19 protein-coding genes and 3 pseudogenes are annotated in these 26,101 nt (G+C 70.9%); 13 read left to right on the forward strand and 9 right to left on the reverse strand.

Going from position 1 to position 26,101, the window contains the following annotated elements:
* Positions 1–39: 39 nt before the first annotated feature.
* From OHT74_RS36790 to OHT74_RS36810, 5 genes are all read left to right on the forward strand, one after another.
* Entirely contained in the window at positions 40–4,236 is a 4,197-nt protein-coding gene (locus tag OHT74_RS36790; protein WP_328622660.1) for an nSTAND1 domain-containing NTPase, read from the forward strand.
* Between the two features lie 187 nt (positions 4,237–4,423).
* Complete coding sequence (locus OHT74_RS36795; RefSeq protein WP_328622661.1) at positions 4,424–5,947, forward strand: FAD-dependent oxidoreductase; 1,524 nt, start codon at positions 4,424–4,426, stop codon at positions 5,945–5,947.
* Positions 5,948–6,008: 61 nt separating this feature from the next.
* A complete protein-coding gene (locus OHT74_RS36800) occupies positions 6,009–6,677 on the forward strand; it encodes a GDSL-type esterase/lipase family protein (RefSeq protein ID WP_266670943.1) in 669 nt (222 codons plus the stop codon).
* Between the two features lie 242 nt (positions 6,678–6,919).
* Positions 6,920–8,122 (forward strand): NAD(P)/FAD-dependent oxidoreductase, encoded by a 1,203-nt coding sequence (locus OHT74_RS36805; RefSeq protein ID WP_328622662.1) that lies wholly within the window; start codon positions 6,920–6,922, stop codon positions 8,120–8,122.
* An 11-nt stretch (positions 8,123–8,133) separates the two neighbouring features.
* Positions 8,134–9,039, forward strand: a complete 906-nt coding sequence (locus tag OHT74_RS36810; RefSeq protein ID WP_328622663.1) for an RNA polymerase sigma-70 factor — start codon at positions 8,134–8,136, stop codon at positions 9,037–9,039.
* A 122-nt stretch (positions 9,040–9,161) separates the two neighbouring features.
* Here OHT74_RS36810 and OHT74_RS36815 read toward each other — a convergent pair whose 3' ends face one another.
* The gene (locus OHT74_RS36815; RefSeq protein ID WP_328622664.1) at positions 9,162–9,851 is read right to left on the reverse strand and encodes a hypothetical protein; all 690 of its coding nucleotides are present in this window, start codon (positions 9,849–9,851) and stop codon (positions 9,162–9,164) included.
* 221 nt (positions 9,852–10,072) lie between these two features.
* A complete protein-coding gene (locus OHT74_RS36820; RefSeq protein ID WP_328622665.1) occupies positions 10,073–10,681 on the reverse strand; it encodes a C39 family peptidase in 609 nt (202 codons plus the stop codon).
* A gap of 108 nt (positions 10,682–10,789) precedes the next feature.
* Between OHT74_RS36820 and OHT74_RS36825 the strand changes: the two are divergent.
* The 3 genes and pseudogenes from OHT74_RS36825 to OHT74_RS36835 all read left to right on the forward strand — a co-directional run.
* Positions 10,790–11,050: pseudogene (locus OHT74_RS36825) on the forward strand (Mur ligase domain-containing protein); the annotation flags it as partial.
* 542 nt (positions 11,051–11,592) lie between these two features.
* Positions 11,593–12,684 carry a PP2C family protein-serine/threonine phosphatase gene (locus tag OHT74_RS36830; RefSeq protein ID WP_266670952.1) on the forward strand — a complete coding sequence of 364 codons (1,092 nt, stop codon included), beginning with the start codon at positions 11,593–11,595 and terminating at the stop codon, positions 12,682–12,684.
* A gap of 236 nt (positions 12,685–12,920) precedes the next feature.
* A complete protein-coding gene (locus OHT74_RS36835) occupies positions 12,921–13,274 on the forward strand; it encodes a VOC family protein (protein ID WP_267002207.1) in 354 nt (117 codons plus the stop codon).
* 169 nt (positions 13,275–13,443) lie between these two features.
* Here OHT74_RS36835 and OHT74_RS36840 read toward each other — a convergent pair whose 3' ends face one another.
* Together OHT74_RS36840 and OHT74_RS36845 are read right to left on the reverse strand one after the other, a co-directional pair.
* Positions 13,444–14,109, reverse strand: coding sequence for a response regulator transcription factor (locus OHT74_RS36840; RefSeq protein WP_328622666.1), 666 nt, complete (start codon positions 14,107–14,109; stop codon positions 13,444–13,446).
* Between the two features lie 14 nt (positions 14,110–14,123).
* The gene (locus tag OHT74_RS36845; protein ID WP_328622667.1) at positions 14,124–15,353 is read right to left on the reverse strand and encodes a sensor histidine kinase; all 1,230 of its coding nucleotides are present in this window, start codon (positions 15,351–15,353) and stop codon (positions 14,124–14,126) included.
* Positions 15,354–15,620: 267 nt separating this feature from the next.
* Between OHT74_RS36845 and OHT74_RS36850 the strand changes: the two genes are divergently transcribed.
* Positions 15,621–17,858, forward strand: a complete 2,238-nt coding sequence (locus tag OHT74_RS36850; RefSeq protein ID WP_328622668.1) for an MMPL family transporter — start codon at positions 15,621–15,623, stop codon at positions 17,856–17,858.
* A 19-nt stretch (positions 17,859–17,877) separates the two neighbouring features.
* Here the strand turns inward: OHT74_RS36850 and OHT74_RS36855 are convergent.
* The 3 genes and pseudogenes from OHT74_RS36855 to OHT74_RS36865 all read right to left on the reverse strand — a co-directional run.
* A pseudogene (locus OHT74_RS36855) lies at positions 17,878–18,751 on the reverse strand (YncE family protein); the annotation flags it as partial.
* A gap of 62 nt (positions 18,752–18,813) precedes the next feature.
* Entirely contained in the window at positions 18,814–19,401 is a 588-nt protein-coding gene (locus OHT74_RS36860; protein WP_328622669.1) for an ankyrin repeat domain-containing protein, read from the reverse strand.
* A 162-nt stretch (positions 19,402–19,563) separates the two neighbouring features.
* Positions 19,564–21,909 carry an Rv1355c family protein gene (locus OHT74_RS36865; protein ID WP_328622670.1) on the reverse strand — a complete coding sequence of 782 codons (2,346 nt, stop codon included), beginning with the start codon at positions 21,907–21,909 and terminating at the stop codon, positions 19,564–19,566.
* Positions 21,910–22,284: 375 nt separating this feature from the next.
* On the opposite strand from OHT74_RS36865, the gene OHT74_RS36870 reads away from it, so the two are divergent.
* The 4 genes and pseudogenes from OHT74_RS36870 (at position 22,285) to OHT74_RS36885 (ending at position 25,066) form a co-directional block, all read left to right on the forward strand.
* Complete coding sequence (locus tag OHT74_RS36870; protein ID WP_328622671.1) at positions 22,285–22,605, forward strand: hypothetical protein; 321 nt, start codon at positions 22,285–22,287, stop codon at positions 22,603–22,605.
* Positions 22,606–22,649: 44 nt separating this feature from the next.
* Positions 22,650–23,429, forward strand: a pseudogene (locus OHT74_RS36875) (CE1758 family FMN-dependent luciferase-like monooxygenase); the annotation flags it as partial.
* Positions 23,426–24,079 carry a CE1759 family FMN reductase gene (locus OHT74_RS36880; RefSeq protein WP_328622672.1) on the forward strand — a complete coding sequence of 218 codons (654 nt, stop codon included), beginning with the start codon at positions 23,426–23,428 and terminating at the stop codon, positions 24,077–24,079. The pseudogene OHT74_RS36875 and the gene OHT74_RS36880, both read left to right, overlap by 4 nt.
* Positions 24,080–24,229: 150 nt before the next feature.
* Positions 24,230–25,066, forward strand: a complete 837-nt coding sequence (locus tag OHT74_RS36885; RefSeq protein WP_267003202.1) for an EamA family transporter — start codon at positions 24,230–24,232, stop codon at positions 25,064–25,066.
* Positions 25,067–25,076: 10 nt separating this feature from the next.
* On the opposite strand, the gene OHT74_RS36890 is transcribed toward OHT74_RS36885, so the two are convergent.
* Positions 25,077–25,373, reverse strand: a complete 297-nt coding sequence (locus OHT74_RS36890) for a hypothetical protein (RefSeq protein ID WP_328622673.1) — start codon at positions 25,371–25,373, stop codon at positions 25,077–25,079.
* A 178-nt stretch (positions 25,374–25,551) separates the two neighbouring features.
* Complete coding sequence (locus tag OHT74_RS36895; RefSeq protein WP_328622674.1) at positions 25,552–26,076, reverse strand: VOC family protein; 525 nt, start codon at positions 26,074–26,076, stop codon at positions 25,552–25,554.
* Positions 26,077–26,101 lie beyond the last annotated feature (25 nt).

Genomic DNA, 26,101 nt, shown 5'->3' on the forward strand with positions numbered 1-26,101 from the left:
GGCGTCGGGGCGGCGGGTCCGAGGGCTTTCGATGCGGCCGTGCTGCGTATCCGTGACGGGCGTGGCGACGCGGTGGGCCTTGGCTTTCTGGTCGCCGCGGATCTGGCCCTCACCTGCGCGCACGTGGTCTCTGCAGCGCTGGGCCTTCCCGAGGATGTCGAGCCTGACGCCTCCGCCCGGCTCGACATCGGCCTGGCTCTGCAGCCGCCGGCCGCGGTGGACGGGCCGGGTACGACGGCGAGCGTCGAGTTGTGGTTGCCGCCGCAGTCCTCCGGTACCGGGGATGTGGCTGTGCTCCGCCTGAGCGTGCCCCTGCCCGGCTCGCATCCCCTCCGGCTGGTCGAGGCTCAGGACGTGTGGGGCCATCCCGCACGCGCCTTCGGCTTTCCCTCCGGCCGCCCTGGCGGGGTATGGCATTCCGGCGTGCTGCGGGCCCGGCAGGCCAACGGCTGGGTACAGGCCGACGTGGCCGCCAACGGCTACCGGGTCTCGCGAGGCTTCAGCGGCGGGCCCGTCTGGGACGACAAGCTCGCCGGCGTGGTCGGCATGATGGCAGTGGCGGAGGCCGGCGATCCTGCGGCGAGTTACCTGATCCCGACCGCCGGACTGCTGTCGGCGGTGCCGGAGCTGCGGGATCTTGTCCTTCCGCCCTCGCCGTACCGCAGCCTGTCACCGTTCCAGGAGGCCGACGCACCGGTCTTCCACGGCAGACAGCCCGAGACCGCCGAACTCGTCGCGATGCTCGCTCGCAATCGGTGGACCACCGTCGTCGGCCCCTCCGGATCCGGCAAGTCCTCGCTGGCCATGGCGGGAGTCCTCCCGCGGATCCGAGCGACCGGCAACATCGCCGTGGTCCTGCGTCCTGCTTCCGGCGGAAACCCGCTTTCGGCCCTCGCGGCCGCGCTTCTGCCGCTGCTCGAGCCCGAACTGTCCGAGACGCAACGGCTCGAACGGATTCCCGACATGGCCGGCCTGCTCCGAGGACACGGGCTGGCCGACACGGTGCGCCGCCTCCTCGAGTTGCACGGGGGCCACCGGCTCCTCGTCCTGGTCGACCAGCTCGAGGAGCTGCTCGCACTCGCCCCCGCGGCCGTCGACGAGCTCGCCGAGGTCCTCTTCGACGAGGCGCTGCCCACCACGGTCAGGGTGCTGACCACGCTGCGCGCCGATTTCCTGGAGGCGGCCCTCGCCCACCCCCGCCTCGGGCACGTCCTCAGCCGACAGGTCTACGCGCTCGGGCCGATGAGCAGCGGAAAACTCAGGGAAATCGTCACGGCCCCCGTCGATGCCATCCCCGGGGTGCACTACGAACCCCACCTGGTCGACCGCATCCTTGCCGACACCAGCAGCGAGCCGGGTGCCCTGGCGCTCCTCGGGTTCACCCTGGATCTGCTGTGGCAGCGTCAGGGAGGCGGGGCCCTGACGCATCAGGCGTACGAACAACTCGGCGGCGTCCCCGGCGCGCTCGGGGCCTATGCCGACCAGGTCTGGGCGGAGCAGGTCGATCCGGAAGACGAACCGGCCGCCCGGAGCCTTTTCACCCAGCTCATCCGTGTGCCGCTCGAATCGGCAGCCGCCACACGCCGGACGGCGCTGCGGAGCGAGCTGGGCGTGGAGGAGTGGCAGATCGCCCAACGGCTCGCCGCCACCCGGCTGCTGGTCGCCGGCCGCAGCCCCGAAGGCTCCGAGACGGTCGAACTCTCCCACGAGTCGCTGATCACCGGCTGGAGCAAGCTGGGCGCATGGGCCGCGGAAGACCGTTCCTTCTTGGTCTGGCGGGAAACACTGAGGCACGACCGGGAACGCTGGGAGCGTGGCGAGCGCGCCGTGGAGCTGCTGCCCACAGCCATGGCGCTGGATACTGCCCGGCGCTGGCTGAGCGAGCGCGGCACCGATCTGAACGAGGCCGAACGCGGCTATCTGGATCTGGGGCGCGCCCAGCTCCGGTCACGGAACCGCAAGCGGAAAGCACTGTTTTCCGGCATCGGGACCGTTGTTGCCCTCGCGCTGGTCCTCGCAAGCCTGTTCTTCTCCGCCCAGGAACAGGGACGCCGGCAGAAGACGTTGGCCCTCTCCCGCGGGCTGACCCAGATGGCACAGAGTGAGAAACCCTACGACGCGACGCTTTCGGCGATGCTTGCCCTGGCGGCGTACAAGACCTCTCCTACCCAGGAGGCGCGCAACGAGCTGCTGCAGCAGTACATCGCGTACTCGGGCTCCACCCGTGAACTGTCGGGCGTGCCAGGGAAGATCGGCTGGATGCAGACCAGTAAGGACGGCAACGTCGTGATCGCCGTCTCGGATCTCGGCGGGGCGTTCGTCTTCGTCCACGCACTGAACGGCCAGGTCCGCAGCGAGAAGGTGGCGGCCGACCTGAAGCTGGACGATGCCCAAGTGTCCGCGGACGGCAGGCGGGCCGCGCTCGTCCGACGCGACGGCACCATCCTGTGGTTCGACATCAGCGCAACCGGGGGCACGATCGCCGGTCCCCTCCACGAGCTTCCCAGAGTCGAGGGGATGCGCCCGGACTCGCACGGCGGCAGCCGGGCAGCCTTCTCTGCGAACGGCCGGATGATCGCGACCCGCGTAATGAACGGCCCGTCGTCCACCGCGACCGGCCGGCTGGTGTGGTGGAACCTGGACAGCGGCACCGTCGCCGGCACGGTACCCGCCCCGTACTACATGGGCACTCTGCTGCGCTTTGGCCCGGACGACCACTTCTTCCTGGTCGGTACTTTCAACCACACGGCCGGACTGGAGGCCATCGACATGGCCACGGGTACGGCCCGCACCGTGGTGGAGCAGGCAAGCGACATGGAAGTCTCCGGCGACGGGACGGCGGTCGCGGTCTGCAACAAGGAGGGAGAGGAGATGGTCTACCACCTCCTCAGGATCTCGGACGGCTCCACGTTGGGGCGCCCGTACCGAGCGAAATCGTCCGCTTGCCTCATCGGGGGCATCGACGGATCCGGATCCAAGGTGCTCCTCGGCTCGTCGGTGCTGAGGCTGGTGGACTTGGACCGGGGCGCCGTCGCTGCCGAGGCTGCGGGACCGAAGGGCTCGTACGTCCACATCGACGGTCTGATATCCGCCGGCGGCAAGTTCACTGCCGTCGGCTGGTCCGACGCCCGCATCACCTACACCGAGCTATCGGAACCCGTCGCGGTCCTCGACGTCGCCCAGCAGGTGCTCACTGCCGACGCCACCAAGACGATCACAGTCCTGGGCGACGGCTCACGCCTGCAACTGCGCCGCACACCGGGCGACCAGCTGCTCGCCGAGGTCCCACGCCCCGAACCCTTCTGGGACACCAAGAACAGCCCCCTGCGCCAGACCCGCGACGGCACGCTGTTCGCCGACCGCGACGGCAAGAACACCGTCTCCGTCAGGACGGTATCCGACCTCCGGCAGGTGGTCCGGATCACCGCTGCCATGCCACCCTCGGGAGATCCCAAAGACCTCGATTTCACCTTCTTCTTCGACATGGACAACCACCTCGTGACCCTCTCCGGTACCAAGATCCAGCAGTGGGATCCGCGTACGGGCCGGCCGCTCGCGCAGTTCGACACCGCCGCCTTCCACCCCAGGAACGACAGCAAGGGCAAGGGCATACCGCAGGTGGTCGTCACAGCCTTTCCGGCGCCCAACCAGGTAGCCGTACTCGTCCTGGACGATCCCGTCGTCCGCATCGTCGACATCGTGACGGGCAGCACGGTCACGACCGTACGGACGGCCGCCGACGCCGTCTTCATCCGTTTCGACTCCAGCGGCCGGTACTTCGCACTGTCCCGGGGCGAGAGCCATCTCGAGCTGTGGCAACGCGAACCGGCCCGCAAACAGATCAGCCCGCTGCGCAGCGTTTCGGAAAGCGGAGAGACTCCGGTGGCCGGCGCATTCATCGACGGTGACGGTACCTTCTTGATGGCTGCGAACGGGTCGGTGCAGATCTTTGACATTGCCCAGCGCACCATTCGCGACACTTATGTCTTCGGCCGCCCCGGCGACAACGGCAGGGGTGTCTTGTCCCAGGGCAGGTTCTCGTTCATGGACGTCTCCAAAGACGGCCGTACGGTCATCTACGCGGACGCCGACGGCAAAGGCGGGCCCCTCGTCCTGGACCCCGACCTGTGGCAGCGCGAACTGTGCAGCATCATCGGCTACCGCGAGTTCACGGCCGAGGAACGGGGCAGCCTCCCGGTAAAGCCCCCAGAACACCCGGTCTGTACGGCTCCCTGACCTGGAAAGTCCTTCCGGTTCATCCGATCTTCGCTCCGGTTGCGTCGTTGCCTGCCCCGCAGGGCGCGGACCGAGCGGTGTCGGCGACATGTCGGGGGTCTGTCGGTCCGATGTCGGTGCGGTCCGGCACATTTCCAGAAGTGCGGCCGGGTGCCCATCCGGCTGTAGGTCTGGGAGGGGAACTATCGTGCATGACGTAGTGATCGTGGGAGCCGGCCCGGTCGGTCTGTTCCTTGCCTGCGAGCTTGGCCTCGCGGGCTGTTCGGTCCTGGTTCTCGAGCGGGAGCCGGAGCCCGGCTCCCCGTGGAAGGTGGAACCGCTGGGGAGGCGCGGCCTGTCCGCCGCGTCGCTCGAGGCGTTCTACCGCCGCGGGGTGCTGCACCCGCTGCTGACGGCGTCGGGCGACAGGGGCGCCCCCGCAGCGAACCCCGACGCGGACGAGGTGTCACCCCCTCGCTGGGCGGGCCACTTCGCCGGCATGATGCTCGACCCGGCCAAGGTCGACGTCACCGCCCTGCCGTTCCGGCTTCCCAGCCCGGCACCGGACGCTGTGCTGACGCACCTCGAAGCGGTCGAGACGGTACTGGCCGAGCAGGCAGCCAAGCTCGGCGTGGACGTCAGGCGCGGCGTCACGGTCTCGGCCATCGCCCAGAACGATGAGGGTGTGGTCGCGCAAGCCGGCGCGGACGCGTACGCGGCGCGCTGGCTCGTCGGCTGCGACGGCGGACGCAGTACGGTGCGCAGCCTCGCGGGCTTCGACTTCGTCGGCACCGAGCCGCAGTTCACCGGCTACACCATGCACGCGACCATCGCCGACCCCGAGAAGCTGCGGCCCGGATTCAACCTGACGCCGACGGGCATGTACATGCGAATGCCCTCGGAGGGGCACATCGGCATGATGGACTTCGACGGCGGCGCGTTCGATCGCTCGCAGCAGCCGACTCGAGACCATCTCCAGGCGGTTCTGCGCCGTGTGTCCGGTTCCGACGTGACGGTGAGCGACGTTCGTCTCGCCTCGAGCTTCACCGACCGGGCGATGCAGACGACGACGTACCGGAAGGGACGCGTCCTGCTCGCCGGCGATGCCGCCCACATCCATTCGCCCCTGGGCGGGCAGGGACTCAACACCGGCATCGGCGACGCCATGAACCTGGGTTGGAAGCTTGCGGCGACCGTGCACGGGCACGCGCCGGACGGGCTGCTCGACACGTACACCGGCGAGCGCCATCCGATCGGCGCAGCAGTACTCGATTGGTCGCGCGCCCAGGTGGAGGCCATGCGGCCGGACCCGCACGGCCAGGCGATGCAAGGAGTGGTCCGCGACCTGATCGGGACCCGTGACGGAACGACCTACGTGTTCGAGAGGTTGTCGGGATCGTGGATCCGTTACGACTTCGGCAGCGAGCATCCGCTGGTCGGCCGCATCGCCCCGGACCTTCGCCTCGAGGACGGCACGCGCCTCGGCGACCTGATGCAGGACGGACGGGGCGTGGCGCTCGATTTCAGCGCCGACCGACGCCTGCGCGGTTCGGCGATGCGCTGGGAGAGCCGTGTACGGTACGCGGCCGGCCCGGCGAGGAACGACCTCGGATTGGGTGCCGTGCTGGTCAGGCCTGACGGCGCAGTCGCCTGGGCAGGTGATCGCCGCCCCGATCGTGAAGCCTTCGAGCGGGCCGCCGGCCGCTGGTTCGGCGGTCCGGAAATCTCTTGATCGCCGGAGCATCAGCGTTCTCATCCGCTTTCCCCTCCTCACCCTGGTTCAAGGAGCGCACATGACGATCACTGTCCGGCCGGGAAGCACCGTGATGTTCACCGGCGATTCGATCACCGACTGCCAACGGCTCGAGAGCGAAGACGGCCTTGGGTTCGGCTACCCGCTGCGCGTCGCGGGCGAGTGGGGACTCCGGCACCCGGATCGGCCCGTGACCTGGCTGAACACCGCGAACGCGGGCAACAAGGTGATGGACCTCGAAGCCCGCTGGCAGACGGACGTACTCGACGCGCGCCCGGACGTGGTGTCGATCCTCGTCGGGGTCAACGACATGGGCTGGCACACGCTGGACCCGAAGGGGTACGTGATCCCCGCGGAGGAGTTCGAAGCGGGTTATGACCGCCTGCTCGCGCCCCTCGCCGAGGCGGGCACGAAGCTGATCCTCATCGAGCCGTTCCTCCTGCCCATCCACGGCGTCGTCGAGGCCGGTGCCGGTGTCGCGCTCATCGGCGAGAAGGAACGGGAGGAGTGGCGCACCGACCTGGACCCGAAGATCCAGGTCGTGCGCAAGCTCGCCCGCAAGTACCGCGCGCATCTGCTCGCCGCCGACGGCATGTTCGCCGAGCTCGCCGCGACGACCGAGCCGGAGTACTGCGCCGCGGACGGCGTACACCCGACGCCGGCCGGCCACGCCGCACTCGCGGCGGCCTGGCTGCGCCTGGTCGCGTGACCGCGCATCGCAGGCTCGCACCCTGCTCACCGAAGTAGGGCAGTTTCCAGCCATCGGCCGCCGCGGCCTTGGTGTAATAGGCGAGAACCTCGGTCTTCGAGCCGGGGAACGAGTAGATACGCCGGCGTGCAGCCAGGCGTCTCCGCTACTGCTGTGTCGCGCGTCACATCCGCCGCATGTCACGAACGGGCCGACAGCTTCCATCTGGTGGTCGTCAGCAGCAAGCGGAGGAAGGCGGAACGATGAACGAACGGCACGAAGCAGGGGTGACTCCGCACCGTGTTCTGGTGCTGGGGGCGGGTTACGCGGGCATGTCCGCGGCGATCCAGCTCGAGGCCCGGGTCGAGGGACACCAGGGCGTGCAGGTGACCCTGGTGAACGCGCAGGAGCGGTTCACCGAGCGGATGCGGCTGCACATGACCGGGACCGGGCAGCGGCTCGCCGAACTGAGCATCCCGGAGCTACTGGCCGGCACGGGTGCGCAGTTCATGTGCGGCTGGGTGACGGCGGTGGACACGGTCGCGAGGACCGTACGGCTCGACGATGACCGCATCCTGCACTACGACACGCTCGTGTACGGGCTGGGCGGCGTGGCCGACACAGCGGCGGTGCCGGGGGTCGAGGACCACGCGTACACCCTGAACAGCGCCGAGGACGCCGAGGCGCTGGCCGACCGGCTGGCGCGGCTCGGCAGTGGCACGGTGGTGGTGGCAGGCAACGGGCTCACCGGTATCGAGTCGGCCGCGGAGATCGCCGAGCAGCACCCGGGGCTGAACGTCGTGCTGCTGGGCCGGAGCGAACCCGGCGCGGCCATGAACCCGAAGGCCAAGAGGTACCTGCACTCCGCGCTCGAGCGCCTGGGCGTCCAGGTGCGCAGCGGGGCCGAGGTGGTGAAGGTGCTGCCCGATGCGGTCGAGCTGGCGGGCGGGGAGAGCATCCCCGCCGATGTGGTCTTGTGGACGAGCGGTACGCGGGTGTCGCCGCTGGCGGCCGCCGCCGGGCTGACCGTCGACGAGCGCGGCCGCATCGTCACCGACGCCGCGCTGCGGTCGGTGTCGCATCCGGAGGTGTACGCCGTGGGCGACGCGGCCGCCGTCCGCCAGGGCTACGGCGTCATGCACGGCACCTGCCAGGGCGGTATGCCGACCGGCGTGCACGCCGCGGTGTCGATCTTCCGCGTGTTGAAGGGCAAGCAGCCCAAGCCCTTCCGCTTCGGCTACTACCACACGCCGGTGAGCCTGGGGCGGCACGACGCGGTCGTGCAGTTCACCCGCCCCGACGACAGCCCCCGGCGGATGTATCTGACCGGCCGTATGGCGGCACGGTATAAGGAGACGGTGACCACTTCGCCCTGGCCGACCTACGGCCGTATGAAGAAGATGCCCGCGTCGGGCGCGTTCTGGCCGCGCGGCGGCCGCTTCACCCGGGTCCAGGAGGCGCGGTGACCCAGTCGTCCGTGGACCTTGACCAGCAGATATTCCACCAGCACCGCAATCTGCTGTTCTCGGTGGCCTACCGATTCCTCGGCACTGCGGCCGATGCCGAGGACGCGGTCCAGGATGCCTGGATCAAATGGTCGGCCGCCGACCGCTCGCAGGTGGCCGATCCCAAGGCGTACCTGACGCGGATCGTCTCGAATGTGGCGCTGGAACGGCTGCGCTCCACCCGGTACAAGCGCGAAACGTATGTGGGGCCGTGGCTTCCGGAGCCCATTCTTACCGTCACGGACGCCGCCGAGGCCGTCACGGACGCCGAGTCGGTGTCGATGGCGATGCTGGTGGTGCTGGAGACGCTGAGTCCGCTCGAGCGTGCGGTGTTCGTGCTGAAGGAAGTCTTTGCTTTCAGCCATGCCGAGATCGCGGAGGCGGTGGAGCGGTCCGAAGTCGCGGTGCGGCAGGCCGCGCACCGCGCTCGTGAGCATGTACGGGCCCGTCGGCCGCGCTTCCCCACGGACCCCTCGAGGCAGCGCGAGGTCACCGAGCGGTTCTTCGCCGCCTCGACCGGTGGTGACGTCAACGCGCTGATGGAGTTGCTGTCCCCGGACGTCGCTCTGTGGACCGACGGCGGCGGCAAGGTCCGCCAGGCTCTGCGTCCGGTCGTGGGCGCATCCACGGTGGCTGCCTGGTTCGCGGCCATCGGCACCGTCACCTACCAGGGCATCGAGCCGGCCGACATGAATGCTGAACTCGTAGAAATAAACGGCGGGCCCGGCATGCTGTTCAGCGGCCCGAGCCGGGTGATCGCCACTGTCACCTTCGACTTCGACGCCGACGGCCGCATCACCGCCATCCACAACGTGGCCAACCCCGACAAGCTCCTGGCCATCGCCGAAGGCACCACTCACCACGTTGGGACGCGGTAGGCCCTGTTCGAGACCGTCCGCAGCCGGAAAATTCGAGATCGGCAACAGCTCGGCCACGGGCTGCTGGTGCGCCGGCGCGCGCTGGAGTTCCTGGCCGCCCACCGCTGCCGGCGGACCCGCCGTCATCGGACCCATGAGCGGTCCTGCGCCCAGAGGTTGGAGGGGCAGAAGGCGGCCGAGGGGTTGTCGTAGAGGACCCCGGCGTCGCCGAGGCGGCCGGCCTGCACATGGAGGTTGTCGAAGTCGACGGCCGCGAGCATCAGCGGGTTGTAGTAGGCCAGGCAGGGGGTGTCCGGGCCGACGGGGCCATGTTCCGTGAGGACCGCGATCAGCCTGTTCCAGGTGTCACGGTCCAGGCTCCCCTCGGTGGGCGGGACGATGCCGAGCGGCCAGCTGCCCTCCCTTTTGGCCGAGGGAAAACACCGGTAGGAGGGCAGCAGCCCGTCGGGTACGACGGGATCGCCGGTGCGCCGGGCGAGTTCCGTCCAGCGCAACCGCCGCCAGCCGCGGCCGGGGTGCTCGGCACGGCCCAGGCCGCCTCCCGTGGCGATGCCCACTTCGAGGTCGATACCCGCGAAGGTGTCGGGCTGGATGCTCCCGTCCGCCAGACGTGTCTGGCGGTACTCGTGGTACGACACCTCGGCCGGACCCTGCTCGTGCTCGTACATGGCGTTGAGCACCCAGACCTCGTCGGGCATCGCCGGCGGCATGAACCCGGTGACACCATCGCCGCACAGTTCCAGCAGCCAGTCGGTCGCATCGGACGGTACGAGCGGCCACAGGCCTGACTGCAGGTTCGATTCTTCGGGCATGCGTCCATGATCCCTGCCGCGACACCGAACCCCCACGAGGGGCCCATACCGCCCGCCGCGTGAACACGTTCCCGCGTACGCGGCTGAGTACGGGGAGGTGTACCTCGACACGGGGGGACTGCCGCCTGCGCTTCCAAGCGCTCCCCGCCGACCGCGCGCGATCACGAGCCGGGACGGTTCGGGGGAGCTCGAGGGGCAGGAAAGGTCCGGAAGAGGAGGCCCTAGGCCAGAGACACCCCTCGGCCGGCGAAGAACTCGGCGAACTCACGTACGGGCAGGGTCGCGCTGCGGGCCTGCCCGGTGTGGCCGGACGGGTTGCGGAACTGCACCGTGCTGCCTTCGCGGCCGGTGACGAGCACGAGGTGCCCGCCCTTGCCCGGGGCGGGGTTCTCGGGGCGGCGGATCTCCTTGTGGACGGAGGCCATCACCAGCCGTCCGGAGTCGAGCAGCCCGAGGAGGCCGGGCACCGTCAGGTGCGGGTGCACCTCTGCAGCCAGGGCGTGCACGTCGCCCACGTACTGGGCGAACGGGGCATAGATCAGGCCGTGGATCGCTCCGGAGTCCGGGTCCTCGGTGTAAGCCCCGTACTTCCGGGCACCGTCGAGGAGCTCGAACAGGGTGGGCGCGTCACTGTTGCGCGCGAGCAGCGCCATGCGCAGGCAGGCGATGCCGCACATGTGGCCGCACCACCGGCGGTACGTGTCGACGTCGGGGGCGCCGGACTCGGCCCAGCGGGGATCGCCTCCGCTGTCGCGGCCCTCGTAGACGATTGCGGCGATCAGGTCCGGACTGGCGTACTGCGTGATGGTGGGGAACTGCGGTTCGGACACGTGAGGGTTCCTTCGGTGGGCGGGCTGGGTCATCGGGCGATGGCACGCGGGCAGGCCCACGCCGCCAGCGGAGATCACCAGCCCGATCCTGCCCGACTCGCGGGGGACGTGGCGAAGACACTGCCTCGTCATCAGGCGGCGCTCCCGTCGCCGGTAATTGAAATGGCCGGGCCGGTCTCGTCTACTCGCGCGCGGTCGAGCGCGGTGGTCTGTTCGCTGCGCTGGCCGGTGAGCATGCCGACGGTCACACCTTCGCGGCGGACGCAGTGAAGGCCGGGGCCGTGGCGGTCCTTGCCTGCCGGCCCGTCGGCGTTCCTGCCGTGGTCGTCGATGACGTACTGGACGCGCTCGCCGCGCTCGCCCGCACGGTGCTGGCCGAGGTGCCGCAGGCGATGGTGAGCGCCGACGCTCAGGCGATGGCCGAGGCTGCGCAGGAGGACGATCCGCGCCTGCAGGTGGTCAGCGCCCGCGACCGGGACCACGCCCTGAACCTGGCCCGGGACCTGATCGAGCCGGGGGGCATCGTCCTGGTAAAGGGCTCCCACAGCGTCGGGCTGGAACACACCGCGGTATGCCTGGCACAGCCCGCCACTGCGGCGGACGACCGCTAGCCGACGGTCAGGGTCAGGCCGCGGGAGCCGGCACCCTACGCGGGCCCCGCGAAATGGGCGGGGCATAGGCGTGCGCACACCCAAATTGCGTCATGTGTTCGATTTTCTGTCCTGGTGTCGACCTGCCGTGCCGGCGGGGCGGCGGGCGGACGCCCTGTGCCGGCAAAGGTTGATCAGCGACAGCAAAGTCCGAGTGGCGCGGGCCGCAGGGGCGCTCATCGGCTGCGAGGCGGGTGGCGTAGGCGGCCGACTCTGCTCGCCAGAGCGCTATGCCCTTATTCGCCACATATCATGTGAAGTGTGATCGAGTCTGGACGGCCGCGGCTGCCTCGGCGCTACGGCCGGGGGTGGTTTGTGCGGCTGTCGCCGGTCATTCTGACCGTCGTGATCGCCAGCCTGGCCTACGCCACTCCGCCGGAGATGGCCTTCAGTCGCCTCCTGCCCGCGGCGCCGGCCCTGGCTGCCGCCATGTGGCCGGTCCTTCCCACCGTCCTGCTCGGGACGGTCTGCCTCTTTCTGATGATCGGCCTCGGCCTCGTCTTCCCCGATCTGGGAACGTGGTGGACGGCCGCGGGGATCGTCGCGGTCACCGTGGCCGCCGCGTACGGAAGCCATCTCCGGCTCCAGCGGGAGCGCACCCTCTTCCAGGTGCGTCTCGTCGCCGACGCGGCGCAACAGGTGGTGCTGAGCCCCATGCCACGCCGCTTCGGGAATGTCGAGATCGAGTCGCTGTACCTCGCGGCCGCGGCCGAGGCTCGCATCGGCGGGGACTTCTACGAGGTGGTCGACACGCCGTACGGGGTCAGGCTGCTCATCGGTGACGTGCGGGGCAAAGGCCTGCCGGCAGTGGGGGCGGCCGCGGCGATCGTCAATGCCTTCCGGGAGGCGGCCTACGACGAGACCGACATGGTCAACGTCGCACGCAGAATGGATGCCAGCAGCACCCGCTACAACGCCGCCTTCCCGCCCGAGGGCCCAATGGAGCGGTTTGCCACCGCCCTTCTCGTCGAGATCCCGCACGTAGGCAGCCGTATCGGCATCCTCAACTGCGGACACCCCCCGCCGCTGCTCCTGAACCGCGGGAAACTCCGTGTCCTCGATCCCGACACCCCCTCGCCACTGCTCAGCCTCGCGGAGCTGATCGGCGATCACTACACCGTCGACACCTTCGACTTCGCCCCCGGCGACCTGTTGCTCCTCTATACCGACGGAATCGCCGAGGCCCGCGCCCGCGACGGCGAGTTCTTCCCGCTGGCAGCCTGGATGCGTGGACAGCCCCCGACACCGCCCCGCGAACTGCTCACGGCTCTTCACCGCGACCTCCTCCGCTACAGCAGAGGTCGCCTTGACGACGACATCGCAGCCCTCGCCGTACGCCTGTCTGACCCCTGAGGCACGGAGTCCCGGTGAGCGGCCCGCACCAACTCCACGTACGACGGCCTGTGCTACGACACCGTCGCGGCAGCCCGGGCCTTCGCGACGTTCGCCGACGCCCCGTCCGCGCTGCTGAGCCGCGAGCCCGGCTGCTGGCACCACGCCGAGCTCTGGGGCGCGATTGAGACGGGGGAGTGAGGCGGGCCATGGTGTGGTGCCGGCCGGGCCGATCGCCGTGCTGGCAAGATGGCTGCATGGAACGTGTGCTCGGCATCGGTGGATACTTCATGCGGGCGGCCGACCCGGCGGCCCTGAGCGCGTGGTATCGCGATTGCCTGGGCCTGGACGCCGGTGAGAACGGCCTGTGGCGTCAGGGCGCCGGGCCGACGGTGTTTGCGACGTTCGAGTCCGAGACCGACTACTTCGGGTCGCCCGCCCAGCGAACCATGCTCAACTTCCGGGTCCGCGACCTGGATGCGATGCTCGCGCAATTGCGTGCCAAGGGGGCGGACGTGGCCGAAGAGACGCAGGACATGGAGGGCGTCGGCCGATTCGGCTGGGTCACCGACCCCGAAGGCAACCGGATCGAACTGTGGCAGCCCGCCTGAGGATGATGGCGGCCCAGGTGACAAGAACTTCGCTGCGTTGTATGAGTCGTTCGTCGCCCTGTGCCCGAGCCAAGGCCGACGTCGTCTCAACCGCGCCTGCGTACACGAGGCAGGCGAGGGCCCGCTTTCCCCCGCTACACCTGGGCGTCCTCTGCGGGCACTTGGTCGGTCAACCGCTCGAGTGACCCGCCGCCACCAGGCCCGATTCGTACGCCGCGATGACCGCCTGCGCACGGTCGCGCACGCCCAGCTTGGTGAAGATGCCGGTGATGTGGTTCTTGACCGTGGAGACGCTGATGTCCAGGTCCCCGGCGATCTCCGCGTTGTCGAAACCGGTCGCCAGCAGCAGCCAGATCTCCAGCTCGCGCGGTGTGAGGCCGGCCGGAGCCGTCGCCGCCGGGCGCGGCCGGGCGGAGCCCCGTACATAGGTGGAGATCAGCCTGGTGAGCAGCCGGGGCGCGACGGCTGCCTCGCCGGTGTGCACGGTGTGCACCGCGGCGATGAGCTCCTCCGGGGAGACGTCCTTGGGGAGGAAGCCGTACGCGCCGGCGCGCAGGGCGGCGACCACGTACTCGTCCATGTCGAAGGTACTGAGGGCCAGAACGCGGGATTCCGGCAGTGTCCGCGCCAGCTCTTCGGTGGCCTGGACGCCGTCGAGGACCGGCATCCGGATGTCCATGACGACCACGTCGGGCCGCAGCTCGTGGGCCAGGGCGACGGCCAGGGCGCCGTCCTCGGCCTCGCCCACCACCTCGAACGCCGGGTCGGGCGCCAGGATCAGGGCCAAGCCCCGCCGTACCAGCGGCTGGTCGTCGGCTATGAGCACACGGATCATCCGCGTCGGTCCTCTCACTGTCCTCCCGGGTCGCCTGCCGGGAGCCTGGCCGCCACCCTGAATCCGCCGCCGTCGCACGAGCCGGCCTCCAGGGTGCCGCCTTGCAGCGCGACGCGTTCCCGCATTCCGATCAGACCGTACCCGCCGCCGGTGCCCGGCCGCGAAGCACCCGGGCGGGTACCGCGCGCGCCGTCGTCCCGTACCTCCACGTCGACGCCGTCCGGACCGTACGTCAGCCGTACGTGAGCCCGCGCGCCGACGGCGTGCTTACGGGAGTTGGTCAGGGCCTCCTGGACGATCCGGAACACCGCCAGGCCGACGGTCGGCGGCAGCGGGCGGACCGTCCCCCGTACGGTGAACTCGGTGGGCGTGCCGGCCAGCCGGGACTCGGTGATGATCCGGCCGAGGTCCTCGGTCCCGGGCTGCGGCGCCGGCGGGACCTGCTCCGGTTCCTCCCCGGCCCGCAGGACGTCGAGGAGTTGCCGCATCTCCCGCAGCGCCATCCGCCCGGAGTCCTCCAGGGTGACCAGCGCCTCACGGGCCGCACCCGGGTCGTGCGCCAGGTTGGCCCGGGCGCCGCCGGCCATCAGCTGCATGGTGGTGATGTGGTGCGCGACGATGTCGTGCAACTCGCGTGCGATCCGGCGGCGTTCCTCGGCCACCGCCCGGTCGGCCAGCAGGGTGCGCTTGGCCTCGGCCTCCTGCTGCCAGCGGCGCACCACCAGTCCGGTGCCGACGACGAGGACCACCGCGAGCGTGTTGCCGAGCAGGCCCGGCAGGACGGACGAGTCTCCGTAGCCCCCGCTGATCACCGTGAGCGGCACGGTCGCGACGGCGGCCGCCGCCGTGACCGCCGGGCCGCGCAGGCGGGTCACGGTGTACAGCGCGACCATGTAGGCAGCGGAGAAGTGCGGGCCCTGCGGCGTGGTCAGGTTCAGCGCGGCGCCGAGGACGAGGACGGCGCCGAGCACGGTCACCGGCCTGGCCCGGCGGGCCAGCAGGCAGGGCGCGGCCAGGACCACGAGAACGAGAGCCGGCACGGTGACGGGCCGGCCGTCGTCCGCCGCGCCGAGCGAATAGCCGATCAGGTCGTTGACGGCCGCCCCGATGGCCACGAGCGCGTCATTGCGGGTCCAGTCGAAGACCGGACGGCGCGGCTTGCTCCGGTCGGCCTCGCCGAAGTCGCCCGCCCCTGCCCCGCCCTCGCCCGCCTCCTCGGCCCGGCCCTCACTGCGTATCGGCATGTCTGCCGGTCCCCCCTGTCACCGGCCCGCCGGATCCGGACCGGAGCGCCGCGGTTCGCGTACGGGATCCATTCTCGCAGCGGAGGAACGACACCCCCTAGCCCCGCAGGCGGAGGACGGACCAGGACTCCGGTCCTGGTCCGGCGAGTACGCCGGACCCCGGTCCCGGGCGCGGGTTCCTCCCCGGCAACGACGTTTCGCGGCGCGGGCGCTGATGAGCTGGACAACGTCCGGGAACCCCCGGTCGATCGAGTTACGGAGGACCCTGTGATCCGCGCCCTGACCGGCTTCGCCACCCGAAGTCCCTGGAAGGTGATCGCCCTCTGGGCGGTGCTGGGCATCGCCACGTCCATACTCGGCCAGGCCTTCGTCTTCCGCGTCACGCAGCCCGGTACGGGCGAGTTCCTGCCCGCCACCTACGATTCCGCGGCGGCGCTGAAAGTCGCCGAGGAGCACTTCGGGGTCAAGCCCGACGCCAATCCGCTCACCATGCTGGTGGCCCGGGCGGACGGGGCGAAGCTGTCCGAGTCCGACGAGCTGCTGATCGACGCCGAGGCCGCGAAGCTCGCCCGGCGCGAGGTGGCGATGCCGAAGACGAAAGAGACGCCGCCCTTCACGAAGGACCACTCGCAGGTCCCCCGCATCAGCCCGGCGATGACCGCCCCGGACCGGAGCTTCCGGCTGCTGTCGGTCGAACTGACCGGCAATCTCCTGGATCCCGGGATGCAGGAGCTGTACCGGGCCTTCCGGGACCAGGCCCGGGCCGAGTTCACCGAGGCCGGGCTGCGGACCGGGTTCACGGCCGGGCTCGCGAACAGCGTGGACACCGCCGATGCCGAGAAGACCCGTTCGACGGTCGTCGGCATCGCCATGCTCGCGGTGATCGTGCTGCTGCACGTCCTGGTGTTCCGAAGCGTCCTGGCGGCACTGCTGCCGCTGCTCGTGGTGTCGGTGATCGGCGGCGCGGCGGCCGGGGTGGTGGTCGGCGCCTCCCTGCTCACCGGCGTCCGACTCGACGCCTCCACCCCGCAGTTGATCAACGTGGTGCTGATCGGGATCGGGATCGACTACTTCCTCTTCCTGCTGTTCCGCTTCCGTGAACAGCTGCGCGCCCGCCCGGAGCAGACCGGGCGCGCCGCGGCGGCCGAGGTCGCCGGCCGGGTGGGTACGGCGGTCACCTCCGCGGCGCTGACGATCGTCGCCGCGTTCTCCACCCTCGGGGTCGCGTCCTTCGGCCAGTTCCGGGTGCTCGGCCCGGCGATCGCCGTGTCCGTACTGGTCATGCTGCTGGGCAGTCTCACCCTGATGCCGGCCTTGCTGGCCGTCACCGGGCGGAAGATGTTCTGGCCCTCGCGCGGCCTGCGCCGCGAGCCCCCCGAGGGCATGGCCGGGCGGATGGGCCGCCAGGTGGCGAAGCGTCCGGTGACGATGGTGCTCGCCTCGCTGGCGGTGCTCGGCGCGCTGGCGGCGGGTCTGGCCGGGATGCAGACGGACTACGGGCCGGGTGGCGCGGGCGACACGGGTACGGCAGCGGCCCGCACGGCGGCCGAGATCGCGCGCGCCCTGCCCGCCGGGGTGTCGGACCCGACCACCGTGTTCGTCACCGCCTCTGACGGCGGCAGGCTCGACGCCCACGCGCTGGGCGGACTGTCCAAGGCGCTCGCAGCGGTCGAAGGTGTCGGCCAGATCGCCCCTGTCGTACCCAGCGAGGACGGCAGGGCGGCGCGGATCGACCTGTTCCTGACCGCCGATCCGCAGGAGCAGCAGGCCCGCGACCTGGTGTCCGGACCGGTCCGGGACGCAGTGGCCGCGCACCGGCCCGAGGGCACTGAGGCACACGTGGGAGGCACGGCCGCTCTCTTCGCCGACATCTCCTCCGCCGTCTCCGGCGATCTGAAGGTGGTCTTTCCCGTGGCCGCGGGGCTGATCTTGCTGATCCTGATCCTGCTGCTGCGCAGCCTGCTCGCGCCGCTGGTCCTGATGATCTCCGTCGGCCTGAGCTTCGCGGCGACCCTCGGCGCGTCGGCGCTGGTCTCGCAGAACCTGCTGGACCGGCCGGGGGTGAACTTCATGCTGCCGCTTGTGCTGTTCCTGTTCGTGGTCGCGCTGGGCACGGACTACAACATCCTGATCAGCGACCGGATACGGGAGGAGATGGAGAAGCCCGGTTCGGCCCGGGAGGCCGTGGCCCGGGCGGTACGGCAAACCGCTCCGGCCATCGCGACGGCGGGCCTGGTCCTGGCCGCCTCGTTCGGGAGCCTGGCCGTCAACCCGAATCCGGGCACGCAGGAGATCGGCTTCGCGACGGCGCTCGGGATCATGCTGTCCGCGTTCGTCCTGTCGGTCGTGCTGGTCCCGGCGCTGGCCGCGCTGCTGGGCCGGTCGATCTGGTGGCCGGTACGGCCGCGGCGCACGGACCGCACCGCCGTCCACACCGGCGAGAACCGACACAACGGGCACACCGGGCGCGCCGACGACAAGGAGCGGCCCGTACCGGTGGGCTGATCGGGCACCGAGGGCACGAAGACCGGACCGTCAGCGAGGCCGCCTCCTCGCCCTCCGCCGCGCCGACCACCAGCAGCGTGCCGTCGGGGGCGAGGGCGGCCCCGTGCTGGTGGAGGTCCACGGTCATCGGCTCGACGGTGACCCGGCCCGTACCGGGGTCGAGCACCGCCAGCTTCTCGCCCTCGAACGGCAGCAAGCCGCCCGTCGGAGGGCCGCACCACCGCGTAGTGCGGCTTCAGCCAGGAGCCGAGGCCCCGTTCCCCGTGAGGAGCGACCACCAGCCGCCGCGCCGCGAGGGTGTCGGCGCGCACCGCCGTCACGTCGTAGGAGTCGTGCCCGGTCGCGTACACCTCGCTGCCGTCCGCCGCGACGTCCACGTCGAAGGGGCGGCGGCCGACGGGCACGGTGGCGGTCACCGTACGGGTGGCCGTGTCGATGACCTCCAGCACTCCCGGGCCGCCGGGCACGTTGACCCCCACGTACAGTTGCCGCCCGTCGGGCGCGAGCGCGATGCCCATCCCGCCGCCCCGGTACTCCCCGGTGGTCGCGGGCCCGCTGCGGGTGCGGTACGGGATGCGGCCCAGGCCGGTGCGGGTGGCGGTGTCCACCACCGCGACCCCCTCCGCCGTCGCGACCCAGGCCCGCCCGTCCGCGCCGAGTGCCAGCCCGTACGGGGCTGTCCCCGCCTCCACCGAGCCGACCGGGCCGCGCGCGGGATCCACGAAGGTCACGGTCGAGCCGCCGAAGTCGGTGACCAGGAGTGTGCCGTGCGCCGTGGGCACGGCCGCGTCGGCCGCCGATGACTCGACCCGTGGTGCCGCCGCGGCCCCGGCCCCCTCCGGGCCGCTCGTACGCCGGCCACCGCTACCGCTCGCCGCGCACCCGGCGAGCACGGCGACCCCGGCCAGGACCAGCGCCGGCCGATGCCTTCCGGCCCGGGGTACGCGCGGAGCCCTCACCGCAGGAACGCCGCGATCTCGGCGTACCCGCGCCGCTCCGCGTGCGCGAGCGCCGTCACCCCGTCGCCGTCCGCCAGTTCCCGGTCCGCCCCGGCCGCGAGGAGCAGCCGTACGATCTCCTGGTGGGCCGGGCCCCCGTCGCCGAGGATCACGGCCTCCAGCAGGGCGGTCCAGCCGAGCCGGTTGACGTGATCGACGTCGATGTCCGTGACCGCCAGTACCTCCCGTACGTACGCGACGTGCCCGCGCTCGCTCGCCGGGATGTGCGACACGCCGCCGAACCTGTTGGTGCGCCGCAGGTCCGGCCCGGCCGGGAGCAGCACGCGCAGCATCGCCACGCTGCCGGTCACCCCGGTGACCAGCCAGGCGCTGTCCTGGCGGGCATCCTGGGCGTCGACGTCGGCGCCCGCCGCCACGAGCATCCTGGCGGCGTCCACGTGGTTCCCGAGGGAGGCGAGGAGCAGCGGCGTGCGCAGCTCCTCATCGCGCACCTCGACGTTCGCGCCCCCTTCGACCGCCGCCCGTACGGCAGCGGCGTCCCCGGCCCGCGCGGCGTTCAGCAACCGGCGATCGACGTCCTTCATCCCGTACCCCTCATCCGCTCCACGGCCTCGCGGCCACCTGTCCTGACCTCGATCCTCTCTCCGTGCTCAAGACCGCCCCGCCCCCGGACCGGGCTTCCGCTCGTCATCCGATCGGTTGATGTGCATCGGACTGCTGTCCACTCCCGTCCGCGACCGGTGCCGTCAGGCGCCCTCCAGCCCCGCGAAGCGCAGGCACGAGCCGACGTCGCGGCGGAGCGAACGGACGGCGGGCGGTGGGGCGTACGACAGCCGGACCAATATCAGCTCGGCGTTGTCGGGGCGGTGCGGCAGGATCTTGGCCAGCCTGGTGCGCAGGGCCCGCAGCGTCGCGATCTCCTCGGTGTCGAGACCGGCTCCGCCGCCCCGTTCGACGCGCGCGAGGAGGTAGAGCAGCGCGGTGAGCGGCTGCACCGCCAGCGCGCGGGAGGTGGCGGTCAGCCACAGCCGCTGGAGCGCCCGGCCCCCGCGCGCGTAGGCGTCGGGCGTCGTGCCGGGAATGCTCAGGACGCCGATCGCGGAGGACGCGGCGACGAGCTTGCGGGCGCCCTCCTCGAACGAGGCACCGCCCCCGATCCGTCGGATGAATGCGAGGTTCGGCCAGTGCCGGGCGATGGAGATGCCGGCCAGGTCCGTCCGGTCGAGCTGGAGCGTGGCGACGTCGATGCCGTCCCGGGTGCGCCGGACCTCCTCGTCGTCCCAGCGCATTTCGGCCATCATGTCGCGGTGCAGCGCCGGCGACATGAAGCGCAGCCGGTCACCGGCGCCCAGGATGCGGCCGACCTCCTCCAACCCGTCCCGTTCGGTGACCAGGTCGAGCACGGCTCCGCTCTCCTGCGCGCACCGCGTCAGCTCGTCGGCGTCCGGACCCGCGAGCGGAGTGTCCGCGCCCGGGGCGCGATTGGTCGTGCGGTGCCCGATCCACTCGGCGAGCGGCACCCGCGGCCCGTGCGTCGCGCCTGCCTCGTCCTCCTCGTCGTCCCCGTCGTCCCCGTCATCCGTGAAGGAGAGTTCGCAGACCAGGCCGGGATCGGCCGGATCCGGGAAGATGCGGGCTCGGCAGGCCCATCCGGCTGCGCGGGCGGCCAGGTCTATGTTCTCCACCGCCGCACCGATCGCCAGATGACTGGCCGACCGCTCCAAGTCGAGCAGCGTCGGCGCCAGGTCGTCGTCGATCCGGCACTCCAGCACCCGTCCCCGCGAGACGAACCGCCACGGCTGGACGTTGCCGCCGGACGGGGCCTGCATCCCGTACGAGACGAGACGGCGCACCGCCTCCTCGTCCAGCGGACGTCCGGCCTCGGGAAGGCGGAGGGGCGGGGCGACCTCCCGCGCGGCGACCTCCCGCGCGGCCCCGGCCGGGGGAGGCTCCTCGGACCGCAGAACCGTTTCCATGCCGTCGCGGACCAGTTCCCCGGGATCGACGAAGTAGCGCCCCGACGCCGTGAACGTCCCCAGGAGGAGACGACGTGCCGTGTCGGTGACCAGCGCGGCGCCGAGCGCCACCCCCGAGGCGAGCTGCGGCCAGGAGGAGATGGTCTGCCCGATCTCGACCAGCGACGGTACGAACCGCTCCGACGGCCGTTCCTGGTCGAGTATCCGCAGGACGTACGGCACCTTCTCGCGTGTGGAGAGCGTCTTGAGGTCGGCGGCCGCCACGCCGCTCAACAGCCCGTGCAGCAGCGGGCGGTGCGGTTCTCGGTCGAACCGTTCGACGTCCAGCATGCCGCGCTCGTTGGTCTCCATCAACACCGGGATGCGGTGTGCGCGGGCCCGCTCGCGGGCGTACACCTTGATGTACAGGTCGTCGCACTCCTCCACCAGGAGATCGGCGCGCCCGCCGCCGGTCAGGAACGCGTCGACGTTCTCCTCGGTGAGCCCCTGCGGCCAGACCTCGATGTCGAGATGGGGGTCGATCTCGTACATCTGGCGTGCGGCGATCACCACCTTGGGCAGGCCGACATCGGCGACCGAGGCCCGCAGGCGGTTGAGGTTCGACAGCGACAACCGGTCGAAGTCGGCGAGCCGGAACCGGCTGCCCACACCCTCCTGGGCGAGCGTGACCGCGCTCGCCGCCCCGACCGAGAGGCCGATCACGGCGATCGTGCGGCCCGTCAGGAGCTCCTGCTCCTCTGCCGTGATCTTGTACCGGTTGCGGGACTGCCGCAGCTCGCGGTACTCGTCGCGGGGCAGTACGTGGACGAGTTGCCGCGACCACGGGTACCAGGCCCAGGACCCGTACGCGCTCGCCGTCCGCCCGCCCAGGTGCGCCTCCACGGCGGCGGCGAGCTCATCCGCGTCCGGGGACCGGTCCGGCCTGCGTGCGGTCAGCAACTCCGCCACCTGCTCGGCCAGCGCGTCCCGGACGGCGGCCACCTCGCCGCGCTCCAGAAGCGCACCGAGGGCCGTACGCTGCGCGGGGTCGTCGAGCGAGTACAGCGTGGGCCGCAGCGGCGCGTCTTCCTCGGCGGTGGCCGCGGTGAGAGAACTGATCAGTGTTTCCAGGCTCATGGGGCACTTTCGTGAAGTCCCGCGCGGACACGGGCGACGGACGCCCGCCGTCGGCTGCCGTCAGGCGGGTACGGGTACGAGGCGGAGCCTATGATCCGGCCGTCCCGTACCGCGGTGGTTTCGTCGGTGTGTACGGCCTCCCGTGGAGCTCTGCGCGGCCGCCGTCCCCTTGACCGGCGCCCAGCTGATCGACTGCCTCCAAGAGGCGGAGCACCTGAGCAGACATGAGAGCCGTGGCGCGTGGCAGCCCGTTTCAGAAGGGTTCGTTGCGGACTGTGCGGACTTCCCCTGACCGCACGCGGCGGCGGTTAACATCAACTCGCTTTTACTTCAGCTCAGTTGACTGAGCCAACCGAAGTGCTGTGTCATCTCTCCGTGATCGAAACTGACCGGAACACGTCGACCTTCTACCCGGACGGCGACTGGCTGTACATCACCGACCACGTCGCCGACGGCTACTCGGTGCACGGCAAGATCCAGCAGCGGGTCTGTGCCAACGTCGGCTGTGACGGCTACACCTGGGTGGACCTGCGTACCGGTTGTTACGACACCACCAGCATCGGCGACAACGGCACCGAGATCCGCCAGTGCAACTACGACATCACCGAAAACATACCGGTGCGCGTGTGCGAGGCCCGTTACAGCGGCGGCAGCCGCTACGGCGACTGGTACTGCAGCAACGAGACCAAGTCCTGATCCCGCGGACACTCCGGACGCCAGTGGTCGCGCCCACCGGTTCGATGATGATGGGCCGCGGCAACACCGGCCCGGTCTACCCCTGGTTCGGCAAGGACATCCGCGACGGCATCGACCTCGCCATCGAGAACTACGCGCTGCTGCGCCGCCTGTGGGACGAGGACGTCGTCACCTGGAAGGGCAAGTTCCGTACGCCGCTGCAGTCCTTCACCTCCACCCCACGCCCGCTCGAAGGCGTGGCGCCCTTCGTATGGCACGGCTCGATCCGCTCCCCGGAGATCGCTGAGCAGGCCGCGTACTACGGCGACGGCTTCTTCCACAACAACATCTTCTGGCCGGCGTCCCACACCCGGCAGATGGTCGACCTGTACCGCCGGCGCTATGCCCACTACGGGCACGGCACCCCCGAGCAGGCCATCGTCGGGCTGGGCGGCCAGGTGTTCATGCGCAAGAACTCGCAGGACGCCGTGCGCGAATTCCGTCCGTACTTCGACAACGCGCCGGTGTACGGCCACGGCCCGTCCCTGGAAGAGTTCACCTCGCAGACCCCGTTGACCGTCGGCTCGCCACAGCAGGTCATCGAGCGAACCCTGTCCTTCCGGGACTACGCCGGCGACTACCAGCGCCAGCTGTTCTTGATGGACCACGCGGGCCTGCCCCTGAAGACCGTCCTGGAGCAGCTCGACCTGCTCGGCGAGGAAGTCGTGCCGGTGCTGCGCAAGGAGTTCGCGAACCTGCGCCCGGCCGGCGTGCCCGACGCCCCGACGCACTCGGCCCGTGTCGCGGCCGCCCGGGAGGCTTCGAAGGAGGAGACGCAGGCATGAAGCTCGTCGTCGTATCGGCAGGACTGAGCTCGCCCTCCTCGACACGGCTGCTCGCCGACCGGCTCGCAGCCGCGACACTGCGTCACGTGGATGCCGGGCCCGAAGTGATCGAACTGAGGGACCTGGCGACGGAGATCGCCCAGCACTTCGTCACCGGATTCCCGCCCGTCCGGCTGGCCGCCGCGCTCGACGCGGTGGCAGCCGCAGACGGCCTGGTCGCCGTGACTCCCGTGTTCGCGGCGTCGTACAGCGGCCTGTTCAAATCGTTCTTCGACATCATCGACAAGGACGCCCTCACAGGGAAACCGGTGCTCCTCGGCGCGACGGGCGGCACCGCCCGGCACTCCCTGGTCACCGAACACGCTCTGCGCCCGCTCTTCAGCTACCTGCGTGCGCTCGTCCTTCCGACCGCCGTGTACGCAGCCTCGCAGGACTGGGGTGACGAGGGCTTGGCGCAACGGATCGCCCGTGCGGGCGCGGAGCTGGCACGCTTCATGGCGCCCGCCACGCGGGACGTCATCCCGGACGTCGACACCACCACTGCGATCGCACCCCGCTCCCTGACAGGGGCGATCACGTCGGTGCATCCGGCCGACGGCTTCGAGGTGGTGCCGTTCGAACAACGACTGGCCGCGCTACAGGCCGAGTAGCCGCAGCCGGGCAAAGACCCAGCGGTCGGTTGTCAAGCCCCCTGACGGAGTACGGCCGTGCGTTGTGCCGCCGTACTGTCCTATGAGCAGCTCGCTCGCTCATGGGTACGGTTCGGGTGTTTCGTTGAGACCCCAAAGGGTGTGCGTACTGTGATCGCTCTGCTGCTGGCCCTGGGCAGTTCCCTGGCCTACGGGTGCGCCGACTTCCTCGGCGGCCTGGGCTCACGCAAGGCGCACGTCCTGCGCACGGTGATGGTTGCCGCGCCGGCCTCCTTGGCGGTGGAGCTGCTGCTGTGGCCGTTTCTCGGGGCGTCTTTCGACACCCGGACTCTTGCCTGGGGCGCCGCCTCCGGGCTGGCTTCGGCGATCGCGTTCGCCTTGCTGTACAAAACCCTGGCGATGGGCCCGATGAACGTGCTCTCACCGGTGACGGCCGTGGTTTCCGCCGTACTGCCGGTCGGGGTGGGCCTGGCCCAGGGTGAGGACCTGGGGCTTGCGGCCTCGGTCGGGCTACCACTCGCGCTGGCGTCGGTTGTGCTGGTCAGCGCGGGCCCCGGCGGCGGATCGGCCCGCCCGGCCCGGCCCGCTCTGCTGCTCGCCTTCGGCGCCGGCGCCGCCATCGCCTTGCAGCTGATCTTCCTGGACCAGGCCCCGTCCGGCAGCGGTGTCGGCCCGCTGATCGTCGGCCGGGCCGTCTCCTCTGCCGTCACCCTGGCCGCGGCGGCGGTGATGCGCCGCCGCCTGGGATCCGAGAAGCCCGCCTACGTGATGTCGGCCGCCGCAGGCGTGCTGGACTCGGTGGCGAACCTGCTGTTCCTGCTCGGCGCCCGCAGCGGCGACCTCGCCGTCGTGGCCGTGATCACGGCCCTGTACCCGGCCGCCACGGTCCTGCTCGCCCGCCGGGTCCTCGCCGAACGCATCCACCGCAGCCAGCTCATCGGCCTGGGCACCGCCGCCGTCGCCGTCAGCCTCCTCGCGCTCAGCTGAGCAGCCGATCTCAGGCGTCGCAGTGCCACCGCACCGCGCGCGAGGCCGCCGCCGGCCCTGGCCTCGCCAAGGGAGTTCCCATACGGCGGTGCGTCCGTGGCTCGGTGGCCCAGTTCCGCACCAGGCCTGGATGAAGGTGGTCCGACGCCGGCCAGATCCCCTCGCGGCTCGCCCGGTGCTGCTCGATCCATCGCACGCCGACCGCGCCCAGCGCCTGCTCCACGCCCGGCAGGCTTTCGCCGCGGGCGGCAGCCCCGTCCTCGGCGTCGCCGTCCACGAGCAGCGGCGGCACGCTGTCGGCCGTCATGTGAGGTCCTTGGCGGACAGCGCGTCGTGGGAGTGAAGCCGGTGGGTGATCAGCACGATCATCTGACCGCCGCCGAGTGGAGCGCTCCGTCACGCGGGGCCGGCGGCCTCGGCGGCGCAAGGGAGTCGTCGACGGGGGTGCGCCCCCACGTTCGCCGATGCCCGGCCGGACAAGAGGATCAGGAGGCCGGGTGTTGTGGGGCGCTGGCCACCCCGGCCTCCCGCCCGCTGAGTTCGGCGTCCAGGGTTTCCTGGGCGATACGCATCGACTCTGCGTACTCCGGCTGGGACATCCGCTGCCAGGCCCGGTCCGGTGCGATGTCCTCGACCCGGCTCGACACCCACCAGATGTTGCCGAACGGGTCGCGCACCCTGCCGCCCCGGTCGCCCCACGCGCTGTCGGCGGCCTCAGTGATCACCGTTGCCCCGTTCGCCACGGCAGCGGCCATCGCCGCGTCCGCGTCGGGGACGTAGAGGCGCAGCAGCGCGGGCATCACCGGCCAGTCGGGCCGGCGGTCGAAGGCCAGGACGACCGTGTCGCCGATGCGGATCTCGCCGTGGCCGACGGTGCCGTCCTCGAGGGGTACCCGAGCGAGCTCTTCGCCGTCGAACGCCGCGGTGATGAAGTCGAGCAGCGCACCGGTGTCGTCGGTGACGACCCACGGTGCGACGCTGGTGTAGCCCTCGGGCGCGGTGTGCTTCATCGGTACGTCCTCTCTGCCTGATTCC

It is taken from the genome of Streptomyces sp. NBC_00354 (assembly GCF_036106915.1).
Lineage (GTDB): Bacteria > Actinomycetota > Actinomycetes > Streptomycetales > Streptomycetaceae > Streptomyces.